The sequence below is a fragment of the Amycolatopsis sulphurea genome (genome assembly GCF_002564045.1).
GTDB classification, from domain to species: Bacteria; Actinomycetota; Actinomycetes; order Mycobacteriales; family Pseudonocardiaceae; genus Amycolatopsis; species Amycolatopsis sulphurea.
Map to the genome: position 1 here is coordinate 1,195,115 of NZ_PDJK01000001.1, position 23,192 is coordinate 1,218,306.

The window sequence follows — 23,192 nt, forward strand, 5'->3', positions numbered from 1 at the left end:
GTCTCGAGCTGGAGAACCCGCTATGACCCAAGCCCCTGTCAACGTCACCGTCACCGGCGCGGCCGGCCAGATCGGTTACGCGCTGCTGTTCCGGATCGCCTCCGGTCAGCTGCTCGGCGCCGACACCCCGGTGAAACTGCGCCTCCTGGAAATCCCCCAGGCGGTCAAGGCGGCTGAGGGCACCGCGATGGAACTCGACGACGGCGCGTTCGGCCTGCTGGCCGGCATCGACATCTTCGACGACCCGAAGCAGGCCTTCGCCGGCACCAACATCGGCCTGCTGGTCGGCGCCCGCCCCCGCAGCAAGGGCATGGAGCGCGGCGACCTGCTCGAGGCCAACGGCGGCATCTTCAAGCCCCAGGGCGAGGCCATCAACGCCGGCGCGGCCGACGACATCCGCGTCCTGGTGGTCGGCAACCCGGCCAACACCAACGCCCTGATCGCCCAGTCGCACGCCCCCGACGTGCCGGCCGAGCGCTTCACCGCGATGACCCGCCTCGACCACAACCGCGCCCTGGCCCAGCTCGCCAAGAAGCTCGGCGTGGCCGTGACCGACCTGAAGAAGGTCGCGATCTGGGGCAACCACTCCGCCACCCAGTACCCCTCCGTACAGCACGCCGAGGTCGGCGGCAAGAACGTCGCCGAGGCCATCAACGACCAGGCCTGGCTCGCGGACACCTTCATCCCGACCGTCGCCAAGCGCGGCGCCGCGATCATCGAGGCCCGCGGCCTCTCCTCCGCGGCATCGGCGGCCTCGGCCGCCATCGACCACGTGCACACCTGGGTCAACGGCACCCCCGAGGGCGACTGGACCTCCGCCGGCGTCGTCTCCGACGGCTCCTACGGCGTGCCGGAAGGTCTCATCTCGTCCTTCCCGGTCACCGCCAAGGACGGCAAGTACGAGATCGTGCGGGGACTGGAGATCGACGAGTTCTCCCGCCCCCGCATCGACGCCTCCGTGGCCGAACTGGCCGAGGAACGCGACGCGGTGCGCAAGCTCGGCCTGATCTGAGCTTTACGTCGGACGCCGCGAGCCCCGACCCGGCAGTGCGCCCGGGTCGGGGCTCGCGGCGTCCGTGCGTCTTCTTGGGGTGTTCTGATGGTCAGGTTGGCGGCCTAGGATAAAATACAATCCCTGGCCGTATATGGCATTATACAGTCGATGTCGGGGCCGAACCCTTCACGCTCGGCCAGGGATGCCGCGGCGTTCACACGTTAAGGGAACGATCCTGACTCCGTCCTGGCCTTACGGCCGTCGAGGAACATCGGCCCGGAAACCAACGTTAGGCCGTGACGCCGCTGGTCAGCCCGCATGTGGCTGCTGATCGTCGGATCGGTGGTTGGTGGTTCCGCAGATAGCTCTTGGTTATCTGCGGTAGCGTGGTGATCGACCTCGGGGAACGTCTCCGGCCGGACCGGGTGACTCCATGCGCTTATATGCGATAGAGGCGGTGGCCCTGTGATGGCTGGTCCCCAGCGGTTCGCCGAAGGCGACAGCGTGATCGTGACCGATGTCGACGGCGTCAACCATGATGCGGTTGCGCGGTCGGACATCGAGGGCCGGTACGTCGACGGTGTCTTCACCCGCGACTTCCCGGTGGTGTAGGTGGACGTCGCCCGCCGCGACCGGCAGGGCACCGCCAGGGTTCCCTGGCCGTTGACCGCCTTCCGGCGCGCGGGCTGACCGTGGGCACGGTGCACCGCATCGAGGTCGCCGCGTCAGCACCCAACTCGGCGACGCGGTGGCGGCGTTCCTGGCTGAGGTGCCCAACGCCAACACCGCCCGCGCCTACGGCATCGCGCTGCACGCGCTGGTGGACAAGCTCGGCGCCGACACGGCGGTGGGCACGCTGGATGAGGAGGCGACGGTCCAGCGGATCGGCACGTGGTTCGCCGGCCGCTGGGGCAAGTGCGCGAACTCGACGGTCAACGCGCGGCTGGACGCGCTGCGCTCGGCCGGCGGCTGGTGGCGCACCCAGGGGTGGATCACCGGCGACCCGGCCCGGCGCATCCGCCGGCGGCTGCGGGTGCCGGACCGGACCCGCTCGCTGGACCGCGCCGACGTCGAGGCCCTGCTGAACAAGCCGCACCTGCCGCTGCGGGAACGGACCCTGTGGCGGATGTTGTACGAGACCGCCGCCCGCGCCGAGGAAGTGCTGGCGTTGGACGTGCCGGACCTGGACCGCCCCAACCGCAAGGCGAAGGTCCGCCGCAAGGGCGGCGCGAACGACATCATCGTGTGGCGCACCGGGACCGCCCGGTTGTTGCCCCGGCTTCTGGATGGCCGGAAGTCCGGGCCGGTGTTCCTGACCGACCGGCGGGCGCGGGTCGAACTGGCGCCGATGGACCTCGATACGGAGTCCGGCCGGGCGCGGTTGTCCTACCGGCGGGCGGCCGAATGTTTCGAGGCCGCCACCGCGAAGATGCCCGGCGGGCCATGGACACTGCACCAACTCCGGCACTCGGCGCTGACCCACGCGGCCGAGGACGGCGCGAACACCTCCACCCTGCTGTCCTTCTCCGGCCACACCAGCGTCGCCTCGCTGACCCGCTACGCGCGGGTCTCGCCGGAAGCATTGGCCCGCTGGCAGCAGGCCCGCGCCCCGGCCAACCGCCGCCGGTCCTGACCGCGCCGATCGGGTGAATGGTCATTGCCCGCCGACCGCCCGGTTCTGGGTTGTCGGGGGGTGGGCGACAACATGGAGCTACCTCACCGGCACGGAAAGGATTTCCGCTGTGGCCACCGAGTCAACGCAGGCACCGGCTGACTTCGGCACAATCCAACTCCCGACTCCGTCTGGGCCTGGATCTGTGGCAATTCGATCTGGCCCACTGCGCGACATTCTCAGGCGCCACGTGCTGCTTTGATCGAATGCTGAACCATTGATCAGGCGAAATGCCCCGTCACTCATGCATGGTTTCCTTTCGTGGCCATGCCGTTTCCTGTGGTGGACGTGACTTGGCCTCAGGGTTCGCGGGCGCGGAGGTACGCGTCCAGGTCGGCGGCGCCCTTGAGCATGGCGCGGCCCCGGGCGGACAGGCAGGCCTGCCAGTCGCGCAGGGTCGACTCCAGCGGGGCGACGCCTCCGGCGGAGTGGACCTGGGCGATCAGCGGGGCGATCTGCTCCAGCAGGTAGCCGCCCCGCCTGAGCTGGTGGGCCAGCCGGGCGTCCCATACGTCGGCCGCGCTGTAGATCCGGTAGCCCGTCTGCGGATCGCGGCGCGGCTGGACCAGCCCGGCGTTCTCCCATTTGCGCAGGGTGGCAGGGCGGAGGCCGAGCCTCTTGGCCAGGGGGCCGATGAACGTGTCGCCGCGTTCCTGCGGCACGGGTGCCAGATCGCGGAGCGTGGCTTCGACGGCCTGGAGGGTGCGGCGGTCGTCGAGGAGCTGGCCGTGGCTCTCGTCGATGAGCCGCAGCGCGTCCTCGGTGGCACCCCGGTTGACCGCCTGCATGATCGATGTGGCCGTCTGGCGACCGTGCCCGGGCACGAGGGCGAGGAACGCGCGCAGGGCTTGCGCGTGCAGCGGCGTGTAGGTGCGGTAGCCGTGGACGGTGCGTTCGGCGGCGGGCAGGATGCCGGCGTCCTCGTAGTTCCTGATCGCCTGGGTGGACAGGCCGTGCTCGCGCGCCAGGTCCACTGGCCTCATGGGTGCATCACCGATTGAAGGTCCGTCGCGATGAGAGCGGGGATTTCCAGGCCAAAGTTTACACCGAGTGTTCAACGATACCGTTGAAGGTATGGATATCAAGGACACGGCCCGGCCGCTCGATGGCGCGGGCGTCTCGGCGTTCCTGCGGTCGCTTCCCGCCAAGCCCCTGCTGCTCGGCCTGGGCGAGGCCAGGCACTTCGTGGGGGAGCTGGGCGAGTTGCGCAACGAGATCTTCCGGCATCTGGTCGAGCACGAGGGCTACCGGTCGTTCGCCATCGAGAGCGACTGTCTCATGGGCCTCGTGGTGGACGACTACATCACGACGGGCGCGGGCACGCTCGATGACGTCATGGAACGCGGCTTCAGCCACGGCTTCGGCGCGTCACCGGCCAACCGCGAGCTCGTGCGCTGGATGCGCGCGTACAACGAGGAGCATGACGGAAAGCTGCGGTTCTTCGGGTTCGATGGCCCTCTGGAGTATTGGGCGGCGAGCCCGCGCCAGGCGCTCACCGCCCTCTATGCTCTCCTCGACGGCCCGCTCCCCTGCACTGTAGTAACCAGGGAAACCCTCGACACGCTGCTGGGCCCGGACGACCGGTGGTCGAACGAGGCCGCGGCCATGGATCCATCCCAATCGATCGGCCAGTCCGCCGACGCCCAGCGGCTGCGGCTGATCGCAGACGACCTGGTGGCGCTGCTCGACACGCAGGCGCCGCAGCTGAGCGCGGAGAACAGGGAGCGGGCGGCACTGTACGGGCGCACCGCCACCGGCCTGCTCCGCTACCACTACTGGATGGCCGACGCGTCCCCGGCACGGTGGACCCGGCTGTCGGCCCTGCGGGACGCGATGATGGCCGCCAACCTGCATACCGTCGCCGAGCACGGCCCGGCCCTGGTCTTCGCCTCCAACCTCCACCTGCAACGGAACAAGAGCTTCATGCCGTTCGGCGACCAGCAGCTGGAGTGGTGGAGCGCGGGGGCGATCACCGGGACGCGCCTGGGCGACCGGTACGCCTTCCTGGCCTCGGCCCTCGGCACGGCCGGCGACAACACCCCGCCCCCGGACACCGTCGAGGGCATCCTGTCCACGCTCCCGTGGGACCACTCTCTCATCGACGCCCGCCGCCTAGCCGAGGCCATCACGAAGCCCGCCCCGCGCATCTCCCACGATCTCGCCTATTTCCCGCTGGACCCGGCCCAGCTCGACATGATCGACGGCGTCGTCTTCCTCAAGCAGGCTGTCAGGCTGAGCCGGCTGGGTTGACAGGCCGGACGCGGTGCTGTCCACCGCGATCGTGGCCGCCGCCGGTGTATCTGGTCTGCTCTCGGCGCAGGCCACGATGGCCGCCGGAGACCGGGCCGGTGCGGTGGCCATCCTCAGCAAGGGCGTCCAGGAGTTGCGGGTCGCCGCCGACCGCGCCACGCGGCTGCCCTGACCAGCGTGGTCAGCCCGACTCGTCCTCCTCGTCGGTATCCACGGTGTTGGGGTCGCGCAGCGGGCGCAGCCGGCCGACCAGATCGGTGGGCAGCAGAAACGAGTACCGGCCCAGCATGTTGATGTGGTGGCGCACGAACGGGGACAGCCGGACGGCGTCCTCGTCGCGGACCTCGTGGCCGCCAGCGCGCAGCTCCGCGATCGCCGCGTCGAGGTAGCGGGTGTTGAACAGCACGATCGCGTTCAAGACCAGGCCCAGCGCGCCGAGCTGGTCCTCCATGCCCTCGTAGTAGCGCTGCCGCAGTTCGCCACGTTTACCGTGGAAGATCTCCCGACCCAGCGAGTGGCGGCCTTCCTGGAGATTGCCCTGGCCCTTCATGGTCTTGCGGTAGCCGGGGTCGTCGGCGGTGCGCAGCACATGCAGGCTCTTGTGGATACGGCCGTAGTTCGCGACCGCCTCACCAAGCTGGGTGGGATGCCCGTCGCGGGACAGCATCCGGATCACATCATGGGCGCGGACGGCGCCGGTGTGGATGGACGCGATCACCCGCAGGATGTCCTCCCAGTGCCGGGACACCCTGGCCAGGTCGACCCGGCCGCGGGCCGCTTGGTTGAACGGCCCGTAGTCGGCTTTCTGGTCGACCCGCCACAGCTTCTGGTCGGGCAGGTCGGCCAGTTGCAGCGCGTAGGTCCAGCCCGCCAACGACAGCAAGCCGAAGACAATGTCGCTGTACGAGGCGGTCTCCGTCACGATCATCTGCGGTTTCGTGCCGCCGTCGCGGTCATACAGCACGTCCAGCACGTACAGCGAGTCGCGGGGGGTGCCGGCCACGACCTTCGCCCCCAGGCCAGCGGCCTGGTCGTTGATCATGTTCAGCCAGGTCGCGCCCCGTGATCCTCGGCCGCGGGGCCAGTACCGCGGATTGGATCCGGAGTGGATGGTGCGCACCGGCACGACGAACCGCATCCCGTCGACCGACGCGACATGCCCGCCGCCCCAGAGCTGGGCCAGGTCAATGCCGGCCTGGGCCTCAATCAGCGCGGCATTCGCAGCGCGGATGGTGTCCAACCGCAGGTAGTGGGCGTCCACATGCGCCAACCGGTCCCGCGTCAGGGCCTCGACGTTGGACTTCACCACCGGTCGGCGGGTGATGTTGCACGCCTCGACCACCAGCAGCGCCGCGATCGTCACCCCGAGGTCGGTCAGCCGGGTCTCGCCGCCGGTGATCGAGGTGAACGCGGCGTCGGCACCTGTCCAGGAGAACACCTCCAGCAGCACCTCGGGCAGATCCACGCGCGGCAGCATCCGGTTGGTCAGCCGGCGCAGCTCGACCAGGCTGGGCGGGTCGGCCTCGGCGGGCAGCGCCGCCAGGTGCAGCCGGCCCTCGTCATCGAAGCTGGCCGCGGCGTTGCCGGGCAGCCGGCCGACCACGTCGAGGTAGGTGGCGTGCAGCAGCTCGGCGCGCTGCGCCAGGTGCTCATCCGGGGCGTCGGGCAGGCCGAGACTGGCCAGCACCATCGGCTTGGCCGTGGTCCACGCGGCGCCACCGAGCAGCTTGGCGCGTGGATCACCCCACTTCGAGGAGTTGGTGGCGAAGATGTCGCGGTGGCGCAGGTGCCGATGGAACTGCTCCGGCACGCAGAACGTCCAAGCCCGCCAATCCACACTGCCCGGCTCCAGGTCCGGCGCCTGGAGCACCAGCCGCCGCCACGAGCCGATCAGCAGGTCCTGGTCGATCTCCTCGACGCCGACCTTGTTCCGGCCGCCGCCCCACAGCCGCGGCAGGTCCCGCAGCGCGGCCAGCACCCGGTGCCCGGCCGGCGTGGCACCGAACCGAATCACCTTGCACAGCAACGGAAGGAACGGCCGCACGGTGTGGTAACGCTTGACCAGCTCGGTGCGCCACGCGGCGTCCGCGTCGTCATCGGCCGGGCCGGCCAGGTCCACGATGTAAGTGAGGGCCTGCGTGATCTCCTTGCGGGAGGCGACTGTCTCGATCTGTTCCCACACCTGGGTCAGGCTGGCAACTCGACGTCGATCCCGTCGTGCTCGGCCTGCGCGGTCAGGTCCTCGCTGGCGCCGGTGATCTCCAAGAACACACCATAGCCGCGGCGATGGTCACCGACGCCTTGCCCAGCTTCGGGAACACCCGGATCTTCTGCTTGTTCGATTCCCGCTCCGCGCGAGCCAACAGCTTGCTGACGAACAGCACGTCCAGCAGGTCCAGCGCGTCGTCCACCGCGCGGGTTTGCAAGTACACCACGGTGGCCAACAGAGTGGCCAGCCGGCGGCTGTCGGGGTGCCGGCGCAGCAGCGTGGCCTTGCCTTCCATGCCGTAGCGGGACAGCTCGGCCAACCGTCGCGGCGGTACCACGGAGGCGTCTACCTCGCCCAGCCCCTGGCCCAGGATCTCGGCGGCCCGTTCCAACGCCTCGATCATCACCGGCCCCGACACTCGCGTGGGCGGCCGGCGCAGCGCATCCAGCCGCGAGGTGCGGTGCCCGTCGCCGACATCGAGCAGGCGGTCCAGCATCGCCTTCTGCTCGTCGGTCAGGAGCGCGTACAGCGTCTCCCACAATCGCTGGGTCGCCACGTCCCGCCGGCTGGCCACCAGCCGAACCAGCGTGGTCACACCCGGCAGCAACGCCCGGCGTTCCCGCAGCCACGTCACGCTCGCGTCGAACAGCGCCTTCGGCCCGTCCCCCGTGGTCCAGGCCCGCCCCTCGATCCACTCGGTCAACTCGTCGTCGACCTCGGCGAACTCGCGCCAGTCGTCCGCCTCGCGGATCTCGCCGGCGTGATCGGTGCGGGTCTGCTCCCGCTCACCGTAGGACTTCAGGCACGACGGGTCGGCGATATCGAGCTGTTCGGCCAGGTACTCCACCAGCACGGCCGGCACGTCCAGCGGATCGTCCAGGAACCGGCCCACATACCGGACCGTCGCGAGCTGGACCGCGAACCCGAGCTTGTTGTGGTCGCGACGCTTGGGCTCGATCAACGCCCGGTCGACGTCGTCGAGGAAGAAGTACCGCTCCAACTCCGCACGGGTGAACCCGCCGGGGAATCGGCCGTACGCCGACGCCTGCTCGTCGGATAAGAACTCAACTGGCAACGCAACTCTCCTGGCTGCAACACCGCCCACCGTGGCGGAACCGCCGGTAGATCAGCAGCACACCACCAGGTGAGTCAACCAGCAGACCAGCAGGTCAAGACATGATCACGGCCTAACGTTGGTTTCCGGTCCGATGTTCCTCGACGGCCTTTACGTACTCGACCGAATGCTCTCCACAACTGGTTGCGCGGTGGCGCGACCACGAGTCACGAGGAGGTGTCGTGTTCAAGAAGCTGATCTGGACGGTCGTCAAGATCTCGGCAAAGAAGGGAGTCGCAGAGGCCGCGCGTAACAACGCGCAGGCGCAGGAGAACCTCAAGGCGCTGGCGGACCTGGCCACGCAGGCCATGCAGAACACCCTCAAGGCGGGGGTCGAATGAGCGTGGACGCTCCCGAGGTCGATCCGATCGACCTGGGACAACTGCTGCTTCTCTTGGCCGACAACGGGTTCGCCGCAGAGGTCGGGTCCTGGGTCAGCGTCGAGACGCCGAATCAGCCGATCACCGGGGAACAGCTCCTGGGCGTCCTGGAACTGCAAGAGGCAGCGACCGGAGCCGGGATGAGCGTGCATGAGTACGCCGACCAGCTTGCACAGGCACTGCCCGCCGCCGCCAACGCGGTTACCCCGGAGGGCGAGCTGCCCGAGGACGACGAATTCAAGCGGCACCTCCAGGACTTCTGCGAGCGGTAGCGGCCACCAAGCCAGCCGCACGCCGGTCATCCCGTCCGCGACTTGGGTGTCCAGCCCGCCATGCCGCAGCCGAACCACCCAAGTCGCGGACGTGCCGTCTCAGCCCGCCTTGATCGCCCTGGGAAACGTCAGCCAGTTCACACCCAAATGTATAGGCCGTTATACACCCAGATCAAGCCGTGCCGAGACCACGCCGGGTGAGCAGCGGCTGGATCTCCGGACCGCGACCCCGGAACGCCTCGAAGGCTTCCATCGGGTCCACGCTGCCGCCGAGGCCGAGCAGGGTGCGGCGGAAATGGTCGCCGTTCTCGCGCTGGAGGCCGCCGTTCTCGGTGAACCATTCCACGGTGTCGGCGTCGAGGACTTCGCTCCAGATATAAGAGTAATAGCCCGCGCTGTAGCCGCTGGCGAAAATGTGGTTGAAGTACGTCGTGCGGTACCGGGGCGGGATGCTCGCCACGGCGACGCCGGCCTTCTCCAGTGCCTCGGCCTCGAAGCGCTGCACGTCGTCCACCTGCGCGTCCGGGCCGAGCCGGTGCCAGGCCAGGTCGAGCAGGGCGGCGGCCAGGTACTCGATGGTCCTGAAGCCCTCGCCGTACTGTTCGGCGTCCTTGAGCTTCGCCACCTGCGCGGGCGGCAGGTGCTCGCCGGTCACGTGGTGCTTGGCGTAGTTGGCCAGCACCTCCGGCCACATCTGCCACATCTCGTTGACCTGCGAGGGGTATTCCACGAAGTCCCGGGGCACGTTCGTCCCGGAGAACGCCGGGAACTCCACTCCGGACAGCAGCGAGTGCAGCGCGTGCCCGAACTCGTGGAAAGAGGTGCGCACCTCGTCCAGCGAAAGCAGCGTGGGCTCCCCCGCCGGCGGCTTCGACACGTTGAGCACGTTGACCACCACGGTGCGCTTGCCGAGCAGCCGCGACTGGTCCACGAAGTTGTTCATCCACGCGCCGCCACGCTTCGATTCCCGCGCGTAGTAGTCCATCAGGAACAGCCCGAGCCCGCTGCCGTCCGCGTCGGTCACCTCGAAGATTCGCACTTCGGGGTGGTACTTCGGCAAATCGTGACGCTCGGTGAAAGTCAAGCCGTACAACCGGTTCGCGGCGAAGAACACGCCGTCGGTGAGGACCCGGTCCAGCTCGAAGTACGGGCGGAGCGCGGCAGTGTCCACATCGTACTGTTCACGACGGACCTTCTCCGCGTAGAACGCCCAGTCCCACGGCTGCAACGTCGCGCCCGGGACGTCCGCCTCCAGGTACGCCTGCAACTGCGCGGCTTCCACGCGAGCGTTGGCCACGGCGGCCGGAGCCAGCCGTTCCAGCAGGCCGCTCGCCGCTTCCAGCGTCTTCGCCGTCTCGTCTTCGATCACGTACGCCGCGTGGTTCGGATAGCCGAGCAATGCGGCCCGCTCCGCACGCAGCCGGGCGATCTCGATGACGATCGCCTTGTTGTCGTACTCGTTGTCCCGGTTGCCACGCGACACCGATGCGCTGAAGACACGCTCGCGCACCGCACGGTTCTCCAGTAACGCCAAGGCCGCCTGCGCGGTCGGCAGGGTGAGGGTGAGCACGTACTTGCCCCCCAGCCCCCGCTCCCCCGCCGCCGAGGCGGCGGCCGCGATCGCCCCCTCGCCCAGCCCGGCGAGCTCCGCCGCGTCGTCGAGCACGACGGCGAGATCATTGGTGTCCCGCAACAGGTTCTGCGCGAACCGGGTCTGCAGGGTGGACAGTTCGCCGTTCAGCGCACGCAGCTTCTCCTGCTCCGCGGCCGGCAGCCCGGCACCCGCCCGGCGGAAGTCGGTGTGCACCCGCTCCAGCAGCCGCAGCTGCTCCGGAGTGAGCCCGAGGTCCGCGCGGCGCCCGTGCAGCACGTCGATGCGCGCGAACAGCCGCGGGTCGAGGTGGATCGCGTCGGAGTGGGCGGCCAGCCGCGGGGCCAGCTCGGCCTGGATCTCCTGGATCGGCTCCGAGGCATCCGAACCGGACAGGTTGAAGAACGTCCCGGCCACCCGGCTCAGCAGCGCGCCGGCCCGCTCCATCGCCGCGACGGTGTTGTCGAAGGTCGGCTCGGCGGGCTCCGCCGCGATCCGCTCGATCTCCGCGGTGTGCTCGGCGAGCCCGGCCTCGAACGCGGGCAGGTAGTGCTCGTCGGCGACGCGGTCGAACGGGGGCAGCTCGTAGGGCAGCTCGCTGGGGGCGGCGAACGGGTTGTCCGGCGAAATCATCGAATTAGCGCTCCTGGTTCTGCAGGTGGGTCCCGACCACCCTACGGGTCCGCGCATCCGCCGAAGGGACCGTCACACCGCACCGGGGTGGCGTTCACCGCCCGGTGCTGCCGCCCACCTCCGCGTCGCTGCCGGACTTCTTCGCGCGCCTGCCCTTCTTCGGCGGCGGAGGCGCCACCCCGGCCAGGTCACCGCCGTTGTCGTTCATCCGCAGCACGAACGGGCGGGTCTCGGTGTAGCGCACCACCGACACCGACGCCGGGTCCACCACGATCCGCTGGAACGCGTCGAGGTGCTGCCCCAGCGCGTCGGCGAGAATCGCCTTGATCACGTCACCGTGGCTGCACGCCACCCACACCGCGTGCGCACCGTGCCCGGCGGTGATCCGCGCGTCGTGCGCCCGGATCGCGGCCACCGCGCGCGCCTGCATGGCGGCCAGCCCCTCCCCGCCCGGGAAGACCGCGGCCGAGGGATGCGCCTGCACGACCCGCCACAGCGGTTCCTTCGCCAGCGTCTTCAGCTCGCGCCCGGTCCACTCGCCGTAGTCCACTTCGGACAGCCCGGCTTCCACCACCTTGGCCAGCCCCAGCTGCCCGGCCAGCGGCCCGACGGTCTGCTTGCAGCGCAGCATCGGCGACACCACCAGCTCGGCCACCGGCACACCGGCCAGCCGGGCGGGCAGCGCGGCGGCCTGGGCCCGGCCGGTGTCGTCCAAGCCCACCTTCGGCGTACGCCCGGCGAGCACGCCGGAACCGTTCGCGGTGGACTTCCCGTGGCGGAGCAAGATGACCGTACTCACGCCGCCACCCTATCCGGTGACTTCGGTGTTCAGCCGCCCGCCGGTCCCGCGTTCGGGTCGAGCACGCCGCCGAAGACCAGGCCGAACAGCAGCACGCCCAGCGCCACGCGGTAGATCACGAACGGCACGAAGCTGCGCCGCTTGATGTAGGACATCAGCCAGGCGATCACCAGGTAGCCGACGCCGAACGCGACCAGGGTGGCCAGAATGGTCGGCCCCCACTGCGCGGTCTCCCCGTTCTTGCCGATGTCGGTGAGCTTGTACAGCCCGGATCCGAACACCGCGGGCAGGGCCAGCAGGAACGAATACTCCGCGGCCTCGGCACGGGTGTAGCCCATCAGCAGGCCCGCACTGGTGGTGCCGCCGGACCGGGACACGCCCGGGATCAGCGCCAGCGCCTGCGCCACGCCGAAGGCCAGCCCGTGCGGCACGGTCAGGTGATCGAGGTTGCGGCGCTGGGCGCCGACCCGGTCGGCGATCAGCAGGATCACGCCGAACACGATCAGCGTGGTCGCGGTGATCCGCAGATCCCGGAAGCTCTTGTCGATCTGGTCCTGCAGCAGCAGGCCGAGCACCACGATCGGCAGCGAGCCGACGATGATCAGCCAGCCCAGCCGGGAATCCGGGTCCCGGCGCCACTGCGGCCGGAACAGGCCGAGGAACCAGGCCCGCAGGATCCGCCCGATCTTCGCGCCGAAGTAGAGCACGACGGCCAGCTCCGTGCCGATCTGGGTGACCGCGGTGAACGCAGCCCCGGGATCGTCCCAGCCGGCCAGCGCGGCGACGATCCGCACGTGCGCGCTCGAGGACACCGGCAGGAACTCCGTGAGTCCCTGCACCAGCCCCAGCACGAGGGACTCGAACCACCCCATGACACCGCTCCCGTTTCGCCACCCGGTCCGATTCCTACGTGGGGGAACCTATTCGAGTGGATCGTGCCGCCCACGGCCGGGGTGTCCGCGCGACACGGGGTCACCTGAAGCCTCCCGACAGGGTGAGGGCCACTAGGCTCGCGGGTCGTGGAAAAGCGACAGCTCGGCCGGTCGGGACTGCGGGTCTCGCGGATGGCTCTGGGCACCATGACCTGGGCCAGTGACACCGATCCGGACGAGGCGGCCAGCCAGCTCGTCGCGTTCGTCGACGCGGGCGGCACGCTGGTGGACACCGCGGACATCTACGCCGGGGGCGAGGCCGAGCAGCTCCTGGGCGGGCTCGTCGGCGATCTCGTGCCGCGCGACGACCTGGTGCTCGCGACCAAGACCGTCGCCCGCCGTACCGAAGGCCCGTTCGGCGGGGGCGCCTCACGCGGCGCGCTGCTGTCCGCGTTGGACGGCTCGCTGCGCCGGCTCGGCACCGACCATCTCGACCTGTGGCAGCTGCACGCCTGGGACGAGTGCGTACCGATCGAGGAGACGCTCTCCGCGCTCGACCACGCCGTCTCCAGCGGCAAAGTCCGCTACGTCGGCGTGTCCAACTACTCCGGCTGGCAGCTGGCCACCGCGGCCGCGCTCGCCGGATCCGCGGCGCCGGTCATCGCCGGGCAGTTCGAGTACTCGCTCCTGGAACGCGGGATCGAGCGCGAGGTCGTGCCCGCCGCCGCGCATCACGGCGTGGGCATCCTGCCGTGGGCGCCGCTCGGCCGTGGCGTACTCACCGGCAAGTACCGCACCGGCACCCCCGCGGATTCACGCGGCGCGTCGGCCGAGTACGCCGGGTACGTCGAACACCATCGCACCGAGCGCGCGGCGCGGATCGTGCAAGCCGTGGTCACCGCGGCCGAAGGTCTCGGCACGTCGCCGCTGGCGGTGGCGCTGGCGTGGGTCCGCGACCGGCCGGGCGTGGTGGCGCCGGTGATCGGCGCCCGCGACACCGGGCAGCTGACCGGTTCGCTGGCCGCGGAGGAGCTGACGCTGCCGCCGGCCATCCGCAGTGCGCTGGACGACGTCAGCGGGATCGAATTCGGCTATCCGGAAAGGGGCACCCGGTGAGCCGCAGGTGTCGGGTGGATGACAGGGACGTGACGGCGCGGGGATCCTGGGGGATGCTGAACAGAACTGCTCGCCGGAAGAACGTCGGAGGCCCCCAGGTGCGTCGGCTCACCGCCGCCTCGCGGATCGCGATCCCGCTGGCCGGTGCCCTCGCGCTGTCCGCATGTTCCGCCGGCGGCCAGGACAGCACCGACACCCTGCAGGTGGTGAACAATCCGGTGGCCGCGAAGGCGGCCGTCTCCCCCGCCGTCTCGGTGCCGCCGGCCGGGCAGGTGCTGGCCATGCCCGCCGTGTCCGCGATCGCCACCGACGCGCAGAGCCACACCCTCGTCGTCGCACTCAGCGAACCGCCGTCCGTGCGCATCTACGATCTCGGGGCGCTCGGCGCGCCCAAGGCCACCGTTCCGCTGCCCGCGCCCGCCGAATCGCTGACCGCCTCCGGCGGCCAGGCCCTCGCGAGTGTGCCCGGCAAGGGCGTGCTCGCGCGGATTTCGCTGCCGGGCGGGCAGGTGCAGACCGAACCCGTGTCCGGGCAGCCCGCCGAGGGCGTGGCCGCCGGCGCGGACACGCTGGTCGCCGTACGCGACCGCAAGGCCATCGAGGTGCTGTCCGGCGGCAAGGTCGCCAAGACCATCACCGGCAGCCTCTACAGCGCGGACGGCGTGGTCGACACCGGATCCAACGTCGTGGTGCTCGATCGGCTGCGCACCGCGGTGTTCAGCGTCGACGTGCAGGCCGGGACCATGGACGAGGGCCTGCGCGCCGGCGCGGGCGCGGCCAACGCCGTGGCCGATTCGTACGGCCGCGTGCTGGTCACCGACGCGCGTGCGGGCGCGCTGCTCGCGTTCTCCACCGGCCCGCTGATCCTCCGGCAGCGATACCCGGTGCCCGGCGGGGCGTACGGCCTGGCCTACGACCACCAGCGGTCGCTCGCCTGGGTGACCCTCACCGGGAGTAACCAGGTCGTCGGGTTCGACGTGCGGGGCGGCGAGCCTGTGGAGAAGTACCGTTTCCCGACCGTGCGCCAGCCGGACTCGGTGAGCGTGGACGAGCAGACCGGCCGCGTGCTGGTCGGCTCGGCCACGGGAGAGGGGACCCAGGTGATCCAGCCATGACGACGGTCGACGAGGCGGTGGTCGAGGGGGATTGGGAGTATCGCCGCCTGCGCCTGCCCCCGGCGATCTCCCGGCGGGCGGCGATGATCCAGCTCTCCATCCACGCCGAGTTCGCCGGCTGGGAACTGCGCACGGTCCGGCTCTACGCCGATGGCACCCGCCGGGTCTGGCTGCGCCGCAAGCGGACCGCGACCGGCCAGTCCTCCGGCCTCACCACCTGATCCCTCGCTCCCCGGGAGTGCTGTGAAGGGGCCCTTCACGGACTCAGAGTCCGTGAAGGGCCCCTTCACAGCCTTTGTCGCAGGCGGGGTCGACCGCGGGTGTCAGGCGGAGCGCAGGAAGCGGTCCAGCACGCGCGTGCCGAACTTCAGCGACTCCACCGGGACCCGTTCGTCGACGCCGTGGAAGAGCGCGGAGAAGTCCAGGTCGGCGGGCAGCTGGAGCGGGACGAAGCCGAAGTTGCGGATCCCCAGCTGCTGGAAGGACTTCGCGTCGGTGCCGCCGGAGAGCATGTACGGCAGGGTGCGCGCGCCCGGGTCCTCGGCGAGCACCGCGGCGGTCATCGCGTCCACGAGCGCGCCGTCGAAGGTCGTTTCGACCGGTGGCAGCTCCATCCACTCCTTCTCGATGTCCGGGCCGAGCAGCTCGTCCAGCTCGCGGTCGAACGCGTCGATCCGGCCGGGCAGGATGCGGCAGTCCACCGCGGCCTCGGCCACGGACGGGATCACGTTGGACTTGTAGCCCGCGGTGAGCATCGTCGGGTTCGCGGTGTCGCGCAGGGTCGCGCCGATCATCCGGGAGATGTTGCCCAGCTTGGCGACCGAACCCTCCAGATCGTCCTCCGGGAAGTCCCAGCCGGTGATCTCGGTGATCCCGGCCAGGAACTCGCGCACGGAATCGGTGAGCACCAGCGGGAACTGGTGCGTGCCGAGCTTCGCTACCGCTTCGGCCAGCCTGGTGACCGCGTTGTCCCGGTGGATCATCGAGCCGTGCCCGGCGGTGCCGCGCACACGCAGCTTCATCCAGCGGATGCCCTTCTCCGCGGTTTCGATCACGTACGCACGAACGTCGTCCTTCAGCGTGATCGAGAACCCGCCGACCTCGCTGATCGCCTCGGTGACACCCTCGAACAGCTCCGGCCGGTGCTCGACCAGCCATTGCGCGCCGAACTTGCCGCCCGCCTCCTCGTCGGCGAGGAAGGCGAACACGAGATCGCGGGGCGGCACGATGCCGTTGATCTTGTAGTGCCGCGCCAGCGCCAGCATCATGCCGACCATGTCCTTCATGTCGACCGCGCCACGGCCCCAGACATAGCCGTCCTGCACCGCACCGGAGAACGGATGCACGGACCACTCCGACGCGTCCGCCGGCACCACATCGAGGTGCCCGTGGATCAGCAGCGCGCCCCGCGACGGATCCGCGCCTGCCAGCCGGACGATGACGTTGTGCCGGTCCTTGCCGCCGGATTCGACGTAGGTGATCTCGTAGCCGGCGTCGGTGAGCTTCTCCGCGACGTACTCGGCCGCGGCCCGTTCACCGGTCAGGGTGGCGGGGTCTCCGGTGTTGGTGGTGTCGATACGGAGGAGTTCGCTGGTGAGCGTGATGGACTCGTCCGCGGCGGCGTCGATCAGGTTCGCTTCGGTCACCGGCCCTTCCTATCATCCGCCGGACCCGGACGCCCCTGTCCCGAGGGATGGGAGCGCGGCGGCTGACTGATCAGCCAGTCAGTCGATGACCGGCCGAATAGCCAACGATCAGGCCATTTACCACTCCAAGCATTGCGATTTTCGCAATCCACAGTAGCGTCCCTGCCATGGACGGCACGGATCAGTTGCGGACCCGCGTCCGCACGCTGATCCGGTCCCTGCCCGGCGCCCAGCGCGAGTTCGCCGCCGCGATCGGGCTGGACGAGACGAAGCTGTCGAAGGCGCTCACCGGCACCCGCCGGTTCTCGCCGCACGAGCTGGTCCGGATTGCCGAGTACTCCGGTGTCACGGTCAACTGGCTGCTCAACGGCAGCGACGACGCGCACACCGTCACCGCGGTGCCCGCGCCCGCCGCTCGCCCGGAAAGCGATCCCGCGCACCACACGCGGTCCGAGCCGCGCAGGCGGATCCTGGAGACAGCCTGGGCGCTCATCGCCGAGCGCGGCTACCACCGGGTGCGCATCTCCGACATCGCGAAGGCCTGCGGCACCAGCAGCGCGGCCGTCCACTACCACTTCCCCGGCAAGACCGAAGTGCTCAACGAAGCGTTGCGGCGCAACGTGAAGCTCGCCTTCGACCGGCAGGTTGCCGAGCTGCACACCGTCCCCGGGGCGCACGACCGGCTGCTCCGGCTGGTCGAGCTGCAACTGCCGGCCGACGGCCTGCTGCGTGCCGAATGGTCGGTGTGGCTGCAGGTCTGGAACGAGGTCGCGCTGGAGCCCGAGCTGCGTTCGCTCTACACCGACTCCTACGACCGTTGGTACCAGACCATCCGGATGACCATCCACACCGGCCAGGGACAGGGCGTGTTCCGCGTCGCCGATGCCGACGCCGCCACCGCGCAGCTGACCGCGCTCATCGACGGCCTCGGCATCCAGGTGCTGACCGGCCGTCCCGGCAGCTCGGTGCACACCATGCGCGCCCACCTGCACGATTTCATCGCCAGATCGATCGTCAAGGGAGCCTGATGAACCACGACGTCATCGTCACCTGCGCGCTCACCGGCGCGGGCGACACCGTCCGGCGGAGCCCGCACGTGCCGGTATCCCCCGCGCAGATCGCCGCGAGCGCCGTGGAAGCGGCGAACGCGGGCGCCGCGGTGGTGCACATCCACGTGCGCGAACCGGAGACCGGCGCACCCTCGCGCGAGGTCGCGCTGTACCGCGACGCGGTGCGGCTGGTCCGGGAGTCCGATGTGGACGTCGTCGTCAACCTGACCGCTGGGATGGGCGGTGACCTGGTGCTCGACCAGGAGGACCCGCTCAAGCCGGTGGACGGCACCGATCTGGTCAACGCGCTGGACCGGCTGCCGCACATCGAAGAACTACTGCCGGACATCTGCACGCTGGACTGCGGGTCCCTGAATTTCGGCGAGGGCAGCCGGCTTTATGTGTCCACTCCGGACATGCTGCGGGCCGGCGCGCGCCGGATCCAGGAACTCGGCGTCAAACCCGAGCTGGAGATCTTCGACAGCGGGCAGCTGTGGTTCGCGAGCAAGCTGGTCGAAGAAGGACTGATCGACGCGCCGCCGCTTTTTCAGCTGTGCATGGGTATTCCGTATGGCGCGCCGGCTGATCCGGGTCTGCTGCAGGCGATGGTCCATCTGCTGCCCGAAGGCGCGCGGTGGGCGTCGTTCGCGATCGGCCGCGACCAGATGCCGTGGGTCGCGCAGTCGGTGCTGCTCGGCGGGCACACCCGGGTCGGGCTGGAGGACAACCTCTACCTTTCCCGCGGGGTCAAGGCGACCAACGGCCGGCTCGTGGAACGCGCCGTCGGCATCGTGCAGGATCTCGGCGCGCAGGTAGCGAGTCCGGCGCGGGCTCGGGAGATCCTCGGGCTGACGGAGCGGGCCGATGCCTGAGACCACTGTGGACACCGTGGCGTGCGTCGGGGCCGGGGTGATCGGTGGCGGCTGGGTCGCGCACTTCCTCGCCCGCGGCTTCGACGTCCGGGCGTGGGATCCGGCGCCGGACGCGGCCGCGAAACTCGCCCGGCTCGTTGACGCCGCCTGGCCCGCACTCACCCAGCTGGGCCTCGCCGAGGGCGCGAGCCGCGATCGGCTCAGGATCACCGAAACGCTGGCCGAAGCCGTCGAAGGCGCCGGTTTCGTCCAGGAGAGCGCCCCGGAAGACCTGCCCCTGAAGCAGAAGCTGCTGGCCGACATCGACGCCGTCACCCCGGCCCGCGTGGTGATCGCCTCCTCCACCTCCGGTTACGGCATGAGCGAGATGCAGGTCGCCGCGAAGACACCCGAGCGGCTCGTGGTCGGGCACCCGTTCAACCCCCCGTATCTGATCCCGCTGGTCGAGGTCGTCGGCGGGCGGCTCACGGCGGCGTGGGCGGTCGAGCAGGCGGGCGAGTTCTACCGCCGGGTCGGCAAGACTGTGCTGACCATGACGCGCGACGTGCCCGGGTTCGTCGCCAACCGGCTGCAGGAGGCGCTGTGGCGCGAGGCGCTGCACATGGTCGCCAACGACGAAGCCACCGTGGAGCAGATCGACCTGGCGATCACCGACGGCCCCGGCCTCCGCTGGCCGGTCCAAGGCCCGATGCTGACCTTCCACCTGGCCGGCGGCGAAGGCGGGATGGCGCACATGCTGGATCACTTCGGACCATCGCTGAAGTCCCCGTGGACCCGGCTTCAAGCCCCGGAGCTGACCCCCGAGCTGCGCGACGCGGTCGTCGCCGGCTGCGACGAAGAGGCCGGATCACGCAGCATCGCCGAACTGGTCGCGGAACGGGACCGGGCCATCATCGCGATTCAGCAGGCGGTCGGCGAGGCGCGCCGTGGCTGAATACCGCACGCGTGTCCGTCCGGAGTGGATCGACTACAACGGCCACCTTTCCGAGCCGTACTACGTCCTCGTCTTCGGCGAAGCGACGACCGCGTTGATGGACCGCACCGGGCTCGGCCCGGACTACCGCGAGCGCCACGACGCGTCGCTGTACACCGTGGAGGCGCACGTCCGGTACCTGCGCGAGGTCGGCCCGGACGCCGAGCTGGTGGTGACCACCGCGGTGCTGTCGGTCGGGGCCAAGAAGGTCCGGCTGTGCCACGAAATGCACGTCGACGGCGTGCTCGTGGCCACCGAGGAGCTGGTCTGCCTGCACGTCATCGGCCGACGGGCCGGCCCGCTGCCCAACGCCGTCGCCGAACGGCTCGCCACGCACCTGTCCCCGCTCCCCGGCTACGCCGGGCGGGCCATCACGTGATCGTGCGGACTGCACAACTGGGGCTGTTCCGGCCTACCGTGGGCGGATGCGGATAGTCTCCTTGCTCCCCGCCGCCACCGACCTCGTCGCCACCCTCGGGCGGCTCGACGACCTGGTGGGGCGCACCCACGAATGCGACTGGCCGGACTCGGTGACCGGAGTGCCGGTGGTGACCGCCGCGGAACTCGATCCGGACCGGTCGTCCAGCCGAGAGATCTCCGACGCCGTCGGGGGATCCGCGCACAGCGGCTCGTCGCTGTACTCGGTGGACGTCGAACAGCTGGCGGAGCTGGCCCCGGACCTCGTGCTCACCCAGGATCTCTGCGAGGTCTGCGCGGTCTCCTACACCCGCGTCGCGGACGCCGTGCGGATGATGGACGTCGGGCCACGCGTACTCAGCCTCGAACCGAAGACGCTCAACGAGGTACTGGGCTGCGTCACGACCGTCGGCGAAGCACTCGGCGTGCCGGAAGCCGCCGCCGCGCGCGTCACCGAACTGCGGCAGCGGCTGGCCGACGTTGAGGCCCGAACCGCCGGGCTGGCGCGCCCCTGCGTCGCGGCGCTGGAATGGCTCGATCCGTTGTGGCCCGCGGGGCATTGGGTCCCGGAACAGATCACCACCGCCGGCGGCACTCCGCTGCTCGCCGCCCCCGGCGAGCACACCGAGCCGATGCCGTGGGACGCCGTGGTCGCCGCGCGCCCGGACGTGCTGCTCGTGCTGCCCTGCGGCTTCAGCCCGGACCGGACCGCCGCCGAACTCGACGTCCTCACCACCCGCCCCGGCTGGTCCGATCTGCCCGCGGTCCGCAACGGGCAGGTTTGGCTGCTCGACGGCCCGGCCTACTTCAACCGCCCCGGCCCCCGCGTCGTCCGCGGTGCGGAAATCCTCGCCTCCGTCCTGCACGGAATCCCCGCCGACCCGCCCGTCACTCCCGGCGAGGCCCGGCAGATCACGTGATGCCCCCCTCCCCGGACGGCTGTGAAGGGACCCTTCACAGCCGCTAAGTCCGTGAAGGGTCCCTTCACAGACCCCACAGGCAGGAGTCCCAAGCCGCCTCAGCGGTACCGGAGGGCCGCCGCGTTCCCGCGTTCGGCAAGGTACTGCTCGAAAGTCCGCACGCCGTCCGGATGCTCGGGCGCCAGATTGCCGCCCTCGGCGTAGGCGCGATAGAGCCGTCCGGGCAACCGGACGTGCACCACCCGCTTGTCCCGCCCGGACGCAGCGAGCACCACGCGCGCGAGGTCGGCCGCCGACAGCACCTCAGGCCCGCCGAAGTCGGCTACGCGGCCCTGCGGCTCGCCCCGGGCCAGCTCCGCCAGCCGGACCGCGACGTCCCGGACGTCGACCGGCTGGAACCGCCATCGCGGCACCGGGACCACCGGTGCCCTGGCCGCGACCGCCAGCAGGGTCCGGACCAGAGCGTGGAACTGGGTGGCCCGCAAAATCGTGTACGGCAGCCCGGAACCGGCCAGCACCCGCTCCGCCGCCAGCTTCGCCCGGTAGTAGCCGAGCGGCACCCGGTCGACCCCGGCGATCGAGATGTACACCAGATGTGGCCGCTGCTTGCCCCACCGCGCTGCCTCCAGCAGCCGCTGCAGCACCTCGACCTCGTGGCGGAAGTCCGTGGCGCAGTGCACGATCACCTCCACCCCGGCGACCGCGACGTCCAGCCCGCGACCGGTGCGCAGGTCGCCCACGGTCCACTCGGCACCCGCGCCGGAGCGCCGGCGGCGGCTCAGCGCCCGCACCCGCTCCCCGGCCGCGACCAGTCGCGCCACGACCTCACGCCCGAGCTGGCCACTCCCGCCGGTCACCAGGATCTGCTGCGGCACGTCGTCCTCCCACCCGGGTTCGCCAACGCCACCGCCATCCTGGCACGCGGGTCAATCCGGAACGATCCAGCGGACGGTCGGCTCGTTCGCCGCGGCCTCACGGCGGGGCGCGTCGCGCCGCAGCAGCACCGAGAGCCGGCCGTACGCGCCGATCAGCTCGGAGTTCGTCTCGTCCGGACGCCCGGCCCTGGCGTGCCGGAACGCCTGCTCTAACGCCGCCAGCGCCCCCGGCTCGACCGACGCGAGCAGCGGCGCGGCCCGGTTGGTGGTCTCAGCGAGCCCGACGAGCATGGCGCGCACCTCTCGCGACTCCGGGGCGACGGTCAGCGCCGGCGACACCAGCCGCAGCTGCCGGTGCAGCAGATACAGCACGTCCAGCGGATCGGCGCCGGATTCACCGTTCGTCACGTTCGCCCTCCCCGCCGAGCAGTGCCGGGGAGACGAGCCCACGACCTCGGTATGACGCCGGGTCAGCTGCTTTCCGCCGCCAGCCCGTCCCGATCCGCCCACGCCAGGAGCGGTTCCAGTGAGTATGCCGTGTCGTCGATTCCGGCATGCAGGTCACCCAGTTTCGCGAATCGCGCCGGAACCGTCGCGATCGTGCAGTCGCGGGGATCGACGTCGTCGATCTCGTCCCAGCGCAGCGGCGTGGACACGGTGCCCTCGGGTACCCCGCGCACCGAGTAGGCGCTCGCGATCGTGTGGTCCCGCGCGTTCTGGTTGTAGTCGACGAACAGCTTCGCCGGGTCCCGGTCCTTGCGCCACCAGGTCGTGGTCACCTCGTCCGGGGCACGACGTTCGACCTCGCGGGCGAAGGCCAGTGCCGCCCGGCGCACCATGGCGAACCCCCACCGCGGCTCGATCCGCACGTAGATGTGCAGCCCGCTGCCGCCGGAGGTCTTGGGCCAGCCGAGAAACCCCAGCTCGTCGAGCACTTCGTGGGCGACGTGGGCGACCCGGCGCACCGTGGCGAACGGACAGTCCGGCATCGGGTCGAGATCGATCCGCCACTCGTCCGGCTTCTCGGTGTCGGACTTTCTCGAATTCCACGGATGAAACTCCACAGTGGACATCTGCACCGCCCAGAGCACATGTGCCAGCTCGGTCACGCACAGCTCGTCGGCATACCGGCCGTAGCGCGGAAAGTGCACCCGCACCGTTTCCAGCCACGGCGGTGCCCCGTTCGGGACGCGTTTCTGGTGCACCTTCTGACCGGCCACTCCGGACGGGAACCGGTGCAGCATGCACGGCCGCTCCCGCAGCGCCCGCACGATCCCGTCGCCGACCGACAGGTAGTACCGCGCCAGATCCAGCTTCGTCTCGCCGCGGGCCGGGAAGTACACCCGATCCGGGCTGGACACACGCACCGTCCGGCCATCCACTTCGAGCTCGACCGCCGCGTCCTTCGCCATGTGCCGACGGT

General features: G+C 70.3%; 25 protein-coding genes. 15 read left to right on the plus strand and 10 right to left on the minus strand.

Going from position 1 to position 23,192, the window contains the following annotated elements; genetic code table 11:
- The first annotated feature begins 22 nt into the window (after positions 1 to 22).
- The 3 genes from ATK36_RS05395 (at position 23) to ATK36_RS05400 (ending at position 2,627) form a co-directional block, all read left to right on the plus strand.
- Positions 23 to 1,012: a malate dehydrogenase gene (locus ATK36_RS05395; protein WP_098510082.1), complete on the plus strand. Its 990-nt coding sequence runs from the start codon at positions 23 to 25 to the stop codon at positions 1,010 to 1,012.
- Positions 1,013 to 1,462: 450 nt separating this feature from the next.
- Positions 1,463 to 1,606: a hypothetical protein gene (locus ATK36_RS32025; RefSeq protein ID WP_170069601.1), complete on the plus strand. Its 144-nt coding sequence runs from the start codon at positions 1,463 to 1,465 to the stop codon at positions 1,604 to 1,606.
- Positions 1,607 to 1,742: 136 nt separating this feature from the next.
- Positions 1,743 to 2,627 (plus strand): tyrosine-type recombinase/integrase, encoded by an 885-nt coding sequence (locus ATK36_RS05400; protein WP_245914349.1) that lies wholly within the window; start codon positions 1,743 to 1,745, stop codon positions 2,625 to 2,627.
- A gap of 338 nt (positions 2,628 to 2,965) precedes the next feature.
- Here the strand turns inward: ATK36_RS05400 and ATK36_RS05405 are convergent, their stop codons facing one another.
- The gene (locus ATK36_RS05405; protein WP_098510083.1) at positions 2,966 to 3,649 is read right to left on the minus strand and encodes a TioE family transcriptional regulator; all 684 of its coding nucleotides are present in this window, start codon (positions 3,647 to 3,649) and stop codon (positions 2,966 to 2,968) included.
- 67 nt (positions 3,650 to 3,716) lie between these two features.
- On the opposite strand from ATK36_RS05405, the gene ATK36_RS05410 reads away from it, so the two are divergent.
- Positions 3,717 to 4,916, plus strand: a complete 1,200-nt coding sequence (locus tag ATK36_RS05410) for an erythromycin esterase family protein (protein WP_211291789.1) — start codon at positions 3,717 to 3,719, stop codon at positions 4,914 to 4,916.
- 13 nt (positions 4,917 to 4,929) lie between these two features.
- Complete coding sequence (locus tag ATK36_RS32030; protein ID WP_170069602.1) at positions 4,930 to 5,088, plus strand: hypothetical protein; 159 nt, start codon at positions 4,930 to 4,932, stop codon at positions 5,086 to 5,088.
- Between the two features lie 9 nt (positions 5,089 to 5,097).
- Here ATK36_RS32030 and ATK36_RS32770 read toward each other — a convergent pair whose 3' ends face one another.
- Both ATK36_RS32770 and ATK36_RS32775 read right to left on the minus strand, forming a co-directional pair.
- A complete protein-coding gene (locus ATK36_RS32770; RefSeq protein WP_211291790.1) occupies positions 5,098 to 7,098 on the minus strand; it encodes a Tn3 family transposase in 2,001 nt (666 codons plus the stop codon).
- 52 nt (positions 7,099 to 7,150) lie between these two features.
- The gene (locus tag ATK36_RS32775) at positions 7,151 to 8,200 is read right to left on the minus strand and encodes a DUF4158 domain-containing protein (RefSeq protein WP_211291791.1); all 1,050 of its coding nucleotides are present in this window, start codon (positions 8,198 to 8,200) and stop codon (positions 7,151 to 7,153) included.
- A 221-nt stretch (positions 8,201 to 8,421) separates the two neighbouring features.
- Between ATK36_RS32775 and ATK36_RS32035 the strand changes: the two genes are divergently transcribed.
- The gene (locus tag ATK36_RS32035; protein WP_170069603.1) at positions 8,422 to 8,580 is read left to right on the plus strand and encodes a hypothetical protein; all 159 of its coding nucleotides are present in this window, start codon (positions 8,422 to 8,424) and stop codon (positions 8,578 to 8,580) included.
- Entirely contained in the window at positions 8,577 to 8,891 is a 315-nt protein-coding gene (locus tag ATK36_RS05420) for a YidB family protein (protein WP_141544375.1), read from the plus strand. Before ATK36_RS32035 ends, ATK36_RS05420 begins: the two co-directional genes overlap by 4 nt.
- Before the next feature lie 172 nt (positions 8,892 to 9,063).
- On the opposite strand, the gene ATK36_RS05425 is transcribed toward ATK36_RS05420, so the two are convergent.
- The 3 genes from ATK36_RS05425 to ATK36_RS05435 form a co-directional block, all read right to left on the minus strand.
- Positions 9,064 to 11,115: a M3 family metallopeptidase gene (locus tag ATK36_RS05425; RefSeq protein WP_098510086.1), complete on the minus strand. Its 2,052-nt coding sequence runs from the start codon at positions 11,113 to 11,115 to the stop codon at positions 9,064 to 9,066.
- Between the two features lie 94 nt (positions 11,116 to 11,209).
- Positions 11,210 to 11,914 (minus strand): histidine phosphatase family protein, encoded by a 705-nt coding sequence (locus ATK36_RS05430; RefSeq protein ID WP_098510087.1) that lies wholly within the window; start codon positions 11,912 to 11,914, stop codon positions 11,210 to 11,212.
- 29 nt (positions 11,915 to 11,943) lie between these two features.
- A complete protein-coding gene (locus ATK36_RS05435) occupies positions 11,944 to 12,786 on the minus strand; it encodes an undecaprenyl-diphosphate phosphatase (protein WP_098510088.1) in 843 nt (280 codons plus the stop codon).
- A 147-nt stretch (positions 12,787 to 12,933) separates the two neighbouring features.
- Here ATK36_RS05435 and ATK36_RS05440 point away from each other — a divergent pair, with 147 nt between their 5' ends.
- The 3 genes from ATK36_RS05440 (at position 12,934) to ATK36_RS05450 (ending at position 15,238) form a co-directional block, all read left to right on the plus strand.
- A complete protein-coding gene (locus ATK36_RS05440) occupies positions 12,934 to 13,902 on the plus strand; it encodes an aldo/keto reductase (RefSeq protein ID WP_170069604.1) in 969 nt (322 codons plus the stop codon).
- Between the two features lie 98 nt (positions 13,903 to 14,000).
- Positions 14,001 to 15,017 carry a YncE family protein gene (locus ATK36_RS05445; protein ID WP_098510089.1) on the plus strand — a complete coding sequence of 339 codons (1,017 nt, stop codon included), beginning with the start codon at positions 14,001 to 14,003 and terminating at the stop codon, positions 15,015 to 15,017.
- Positions 15,014 to 15,238 carry a DUF5703 family protein gene (locus ATK36_RS05450; RefSeq protein WP_098510090.1) on the plus strand — a complete coding sequence of 75 codons (225 nt, stop codon included), beginning with the start codon at positions 15,014 to 15,016 and terminating at the stop codon, positions 15,236 to 15,238. The genes ATK36_RS05445 and ATK36_RS05450 overlap by 4 nt, the downstream gene beginning before the upstream one ends.
- Positions 15,239 to 15,340: 102 nt before the next feature.
- On the opposite strand, the gene ATK36_RS05455 is transcribed toward ATK36_RS05450, so the two are convergent.
- Positions 15,341 to 16,663: a M20/M25/M40 family metallo-hydrolase gene (locus ATK36_RS05455; protein ID WP_098510091.1), complete on the minus strand. Its 1,323-nt coding sequence runs from the start codon at positions 16,661 to 16,663 to the stop codon at positions 15,341 to 15,343.
- A 167-nt stretch (positions 16,664 to 16,830) separates the two neighbouring features.
- On the opposite strand from ATK36_RS05455, the gene ATK36_RS05460 reads away from it, so the two are divergent.
- From ATK36_RS05460 to ATK36_RS05480, 5 genes are read left to right on the plus strand one after another with little or no spacing between them, the layout of a single operon-like run.
- Positions 16,831 to 17,691 carry a TetR/AcrR family transcriptional regulator gene (locus ATK36_RS05460; protein ID WP_098510092.1) on the plus strand — a complete coding sequence of 287 codons (861 nt, stop codon included), beginning with the start codon at positions 16,831 to 16,833 and terminating at the stop codon, positions 17,689 to 17,691.
- Positions 17,691 to 18,584 carry a beta-keto acid cleavage family enzyme gene (locus ATK36_RS05465; protein ID WP_098510093.1) on the plus strand — a complete coding sequence of 298 codons (894 nt, stop codon included), beginning with the start codon at positions 17,691 to 17,693 and terminating at the stop codon, positions 18,582 to 18,584. The genes ATK36_RS05460 and ATK36_RS05465 overlap by 1 nt, the downstream gene beginning before the upstream one ends.
- Entirely contained in the window at positions 18,577 to 19,518 is a 942-nt protein-coding gene (locus ATK36_RS05470; protein WP_098510094.1) for a 3-hydroxyacyl-CoA dehydrogenase NAD-binding domain-containing protein, read from the plus strand. Before ATK36_RS05465 ends, ATK36_RS05470 begins: the two co-directional genes overlap by 8 nt.
- Positions 19,511 to 19,936: a thioesterase family protein gene (locus tag ATK36_RS05475; RefSeq protein WP_098510095.1), complete on the plus strand. Its 426-nt coding sequence runs from the start codon at positions 19,511 to 19,513 to the stop codon at positions 19,934 to 19,936. The genes ATK36_RS05470 and ATK36_RS05475 overlap by 8 nt, the downstream gene beginning before the upstream one ends.
- A 46-nt stretch (positions 19,937 to 19,982) precedes the next feature.
- Positions 19,983 to 20,894 carry a cobalamin-binding protein gene (locus tag ATK36_RS05480; protein WP_098510096.1) on the plus strand — a complete coding sequence of 304 codons (912 nt, stop codon included), beginning with the start codon at positions 19,983 to 19,985 and terminating at the stop codon, positions 20,892 to 20,894.
- 98 nt (positions 20,895 to 20,992) lie between these two features.
- Here the strand turns inward: ATK36_RS05480 and ATK36_RS05485 are convergent, their stop codons facing one another.
- The 3 genes from ATK36_RS05485 to ligD all read right to left on the minus strand — a co-directional run bounded on the left by ATK36_RS05485 (position 20,993) and on the right by ligD (position 23,181).
- On the minus strand, positions 20,993 to 21,769 hold the full coding sequence (locus tag ATK36_RS05485) for an SDR family oxidoreductase (protein ID WP_098510097.1): 777 nt from the start codon (positions 21,767 to 21,769) through the stop codon (positions 20,993 to 20,995).
- A 51-nt stretch (positions 21,770 to 21,820) separates the two neighbouring features.
- Entirely contained in the window at positions 21,821 to 22,177 is a 357-nt protein-coding gene (locus tag ATK36_RS05490; protein WP_120026195.1) for a hypothetical protein, read from the minus strand.
- Between the two features lie 62 nt (positions 22,178 to 22,239).
- Positions 22,240 to 23,181: a non-homologous end-joining DNA ligase gene (ligD, locus tag ATK36_RS05495; protein WP_098510098.1), complete on the minus strand. Its 942-nt coding sequence runs from the start codon at positions 23,179 to 23,181 to the stop codon at positions 22,240 to 22,242.
- Positions 23,182 to 23,192 lie beyond the last annotated feature (11 nt).